The 3,604-nt window shown below is 62.8% G+C and carries 4 protein-coding genes; 1 reads left to right on the top strand and 3 read right to left on the bottom strand.

Annotated features, from left to right (window positions below):
• Window positions 1-16: 16 nt before the first annotated feature.
• From U870_RS0122065 to U870_RS0122075, 3 genes are all read right to left on the bottom strand, one after another.
• Window positions 17-301: a hypothetical protein gene (locus tag U870_RS0122065; RefSeq protein WP_025159507.1), complete on the bottom strand. Its 285-nt coding sequence runs from the start codon at window positions 299-301 to the stop codon at window positions 17-19.
• 365 nt (window positions 302-666) lie between these two features.
• On the bottom strand, window positions 667-1,728 hold the full coding sequence (locus U870_RS0122070; RefSeq protein WP_025159508.1) for an acyltransferase family protein: 1,062 nt from the start codon (window positions 1,726-1,728) through the stop codon (window positions 667-669).
• Window positions 1,718-2,677: an LCP family protein gene (locus tag U870_RS0122075; protein WP_025159509.1), complete on the bottom strand. Its 960-nt coding sequence runs from the start codon at window positions 2,675-2,677 to the stop codon at window positions 1,718-1,720. Before U870_RS0122075 ends, U870_RS0122070 begins: the two co-directional genes overlap by 11 nt.
• A gap of 251 nt (window positions 2,678-2,928) precedes the next feature.
• Here U870_RS0122075 and U870_RS0122080 point away from each other — a divergent pair, with 251 nt between their 5' ends.
• Window positions 2,929-3,528, top strand: a complete 600-nt coding sequence (locus U870_RS0122080) for a M23 family metallopeptidase (protein ID WP_025159510.1) — start codon at window positions 2,929-2,931, stop codon at window positions 3,526-3,528.
• Window positions 3,529-3,604: the final 76 nt, after the last annotated feature.

A 3,604-nucleotide genomic window follows, 5' to 3' on the forward strand; every position in this document is an offset into this window, starting at 1 on the left:
CGAAAGTCAGGCCGATTCAGCCGACGACGAAGGTCAGGATCAGGGTGATGGTGGCGCCGAGGATGGTGAAGGTGGCGACTACCGCCGGGGAGGTGTTCCCGGGGCGCGCGCGCTCGATGCGCTGCTGCAGCTCGCGGTGAGCGTGGTGCCTGACCGGCGCGGCCGCGGTCCTGTAGCGGAGGATACGGTCCTCCATGCGTTGGAGGTCGTCGTGGACGTGGTCGATCGCGCCCCGCTGGGTCGGGTCGGCGTAGCGGGTGTCTTGGACCCACGCGACAACCCGGCTGGTCCTCTCGGCCAAGCGTGCTCGAGAACCGCTCGCCCGCCACTGTCGCGGCGGACCTCCCCTAAGCTGGCTTTCGCTCTGAGGATCGGGCACCTGAACCTGAATCCCGTCTCGAGCGCCTGCAGCGTTGCCTGCCTTGGCCACCGCCTCGGCTCGGGAACGACACCGATCAAAGGTCCCGCGGCGCCTGTGATTCGGTTGGACGACCGCGCGGACCAGGCGCCCGGTGGCCGCGAGCAATAAAAGCCCCGACATTACCTCCGTGTCCTTCACGAAAAGGTGGGGCTGTGGGTACTCATGTTGCGCGTGGAGCTTGATCCGCGAGTTTTTCTGGCAGCGTTAGGTCGCCTCTGTGAATGCAGCGCCGGGCGAGGGAGGACCTAACGCGTTTCTTTCACCACGGCCCGGCGGGTCGGCGTCGTGAACAGCCACGTCAGCGGCGGCCACAGCCGCCCGACCTGGACAAGAATGAGTGGTATCAGAATGCCTGCCGCCGTCCCTGCAATGATCTGCGCTGCGGGAGCATCCACACCGGCGGCGGTGAGCAGGATTCGAGCGCAGGACGAAGCGGTGATGCTCGCAAGGAAGATCGCCAGCGAGTGCCTACCGGCCCAGGTAAGTCCCCGGGCGAGCCATCCTGCGGCTGTCATCGCGCGCGAGAGAATGAGAATTGTGAGCACACCAACCGAGGTGGCAACAACACCGCCGCCGACGCTCAAGAGATTTCGGTTCGAACCGCCGATCGTGGGCGGAGTCGCGCTGGTTGCGAGTTCGATGACGAGGTAGCACGCTGTCCCCAGCACGGCGATTCCGAGTGCGACGGACGGACGGACCGTGTTCAGCATCCAGCTCACGCGCTCGCCTCCGACCACGGTCCCTGCTAGAAAGAACACGATGAGGGCAAGACCCTGCGTGCCGGCGAAGCTGAATTCGGTTCCCCAATTCGCGAGAGCAAGGACCCCGGCGAGACCGAGCGAGCCGAGCGCACGCAGCATCGATCGCCACGGCTGAAACAGTACGGCGGCAGCCGTGGCGACAATTATCCACGGCAAGAACCACAGCTGTCCCTCTGGTACTGACAGGTTCACGATCTCAAGTAGCGAAACAGGAGTGTTCACCAGTGCGCCGGCGGCGAGCTTGAACGCGCCTTGCAGCAGGCTCCACAGCACGTACAGGTATAGAAACAACGCAGTGCGGCTGCGCCAGTATCCCCAGCCGCCCAAGCGCCTCGCGCCTCGTGCGACGAACAGTCCGGAAAGCAGAGCGAAAACGGCCAAATGGCAGCCGTACAGAAGCCTTTCGGTCAGCTGGAAAGTCGGGTTGTCGGCCGTGAGTATGCCTGCGGCAGCCAGGCCTCGCAGGACGTGGCCGAGCACAATCATGCCGATCGCGAAGCCCTTGGCGACGTCCAGGCTGAGGTCGCGGCTGCGGTCAGAACGCATGAAGGGTGTCCTCGGCGAACGCCTTGCGCAGGCCCGGTAGCTTCTCCTGGTCGACGAAGACGACGGACTGATCCCCCACCACCCCCGTTCCGGCTGTCGGGATGGTGAAGAAGGTGATGCCGTCCGCGCGCACATTGCGCAGACTGATTCCCAGCTCGAACATCGTCTGGAAGGTGAATCCAGAATCGACCGAGAGATGCTTCGTGGTCGCTGTTGTGAACGAGTAGATGCGCTCCGGGCTGGTCAGGGTCTTCGCGCTGATCGCCTCCTCAGCGATCGCGCGCAGGAAGGCCTGCTGGTTGCGCACACGCTGGTAGTCACCGTCTGCAAAGGCGTACCGGGCTCGGACGAAGAGGAGCGCCTGTTCGCCATTGAGGTAGTTGGCGCCTTGAACGAATTCCTGACCGTGCGCGCTGAAGGCCTTCTCGGAGTGGACCGTCACTCCTCCGAGTGCGTTGGTCATGTCCGAGAAGCCGTCAAATCCGATCAACGCCACGTGATCGATTCGTGCCTCCAGCAAGTTCTCGACCGTTTGCACGATCAGGGAGGAGCCTCCCCAGGCGAATGCTGCGTTGATCTTGTTCTTTCCGTGTCCGGGAATGTCGACCCAGCTGTCGCGCATGATCGACATCACCTGAACGTCCTTCCGGTTCGCCGGAACGTGAACAACCATGATCGTGTCGGCACGTTGCCCGAGCGCTTCAGTGTCGCCGATCGCGGCAAGCTCCCTGCGAGAGTCGGATCCGAGCAGCAAGATGTTCATCGACCCGTCGGCGGACGGTGCGGGTCGGGCGCCTTCAGATGGGAACGCATCCGCGAGCAGACCACTGTTCGCATTGAACGCGTTCGCGAGCGACGTCACAAAAAGCAGGACAGCTGCAACCAGTGCCGCGACCACACCCAGAAAGATCCCCGACGACCACAACGCGATCTTCGTGCCGCGGCGCATCCTCCTCGCTCTCCCATGCCTTCTCATCATCACGACTCCCATCTGATCAGAGTTTTACACTTCAACATTGTAAAACATCAAAGCCCTAAAAGACTGAAAACTCGCCCCACCCTCACCGAACTCACATGTTGAGGTTTTAGCATTTTAATATGTTGAAATCTTAGTAATGTTTTCTGACTCGCCGGCCTCCCCGTCACCGCGCCTCCTCGCCACCATCACGGAGGCGAATACGTCGTCCGTCGACGGACTTTGTGGGCAAGCAGGCAGTAGCGATCGCCCTGATGGGCTCGGCCGCGACCGCGCCGGCCGGAGCGACCGCCGCCATTGCCGAACCCCAGGCTTTTACCGCAGAGCTCCAAACGATCGAACCCACCGACTTCCACACCTGGTCGCTCAGTCGCGACCCGGTGTCCGTGATTGCGGCCCCGCAAGTGGTCTGGCCGGTCGCGGCGGAGGCCGAGATCACCGATTTGTTCGGTCCCCGACAGGCGCCTACGCCTGATGCCTCGACAGTTCACAAAGGCATCGATTTGGCCGGGCCGGTCGGGATGCCGGTTCACTTAGTACTCGCCGGGACCGTTATCACCGCCCGCGGTTTTGACGCCGGTGGCTGCGGCGTCTACGCCGAGATCGCACATCGCCACCAAGGCTCTGAGATCATCACCAAGTACTGCCACCTACAGCCGGGATCCCTCATGGACAGTGTCGGCCAGTCCGTTGGTGCCGGCGACGTCCTCGGGCACATGGGGAACAGTGGAATCTCAACAGGCCCCCATCTGCACTTCAAGTTGATCATCGATGGTTCGCACGTGGATCCTCTGCCCTGGCTGTCCGCGCGGGCAGGACGCTGAATCAAGGTCGTCGAGATCGAACCGTAGTGACTTTTCGCCGGTGGTTTACGGGTGGCCGGTTAGGGCGTGTCTGACA

Source organism: Leifsonia aquatica H1aii (assembly GCF_000633535.1).
Taxonomy (GTDB): Bacteria; Actinomycetota; Actinomycetes; order Actinomycetales; family Microbacteriaceae; genus Leifsonia; species Leifsonia aquatica_A.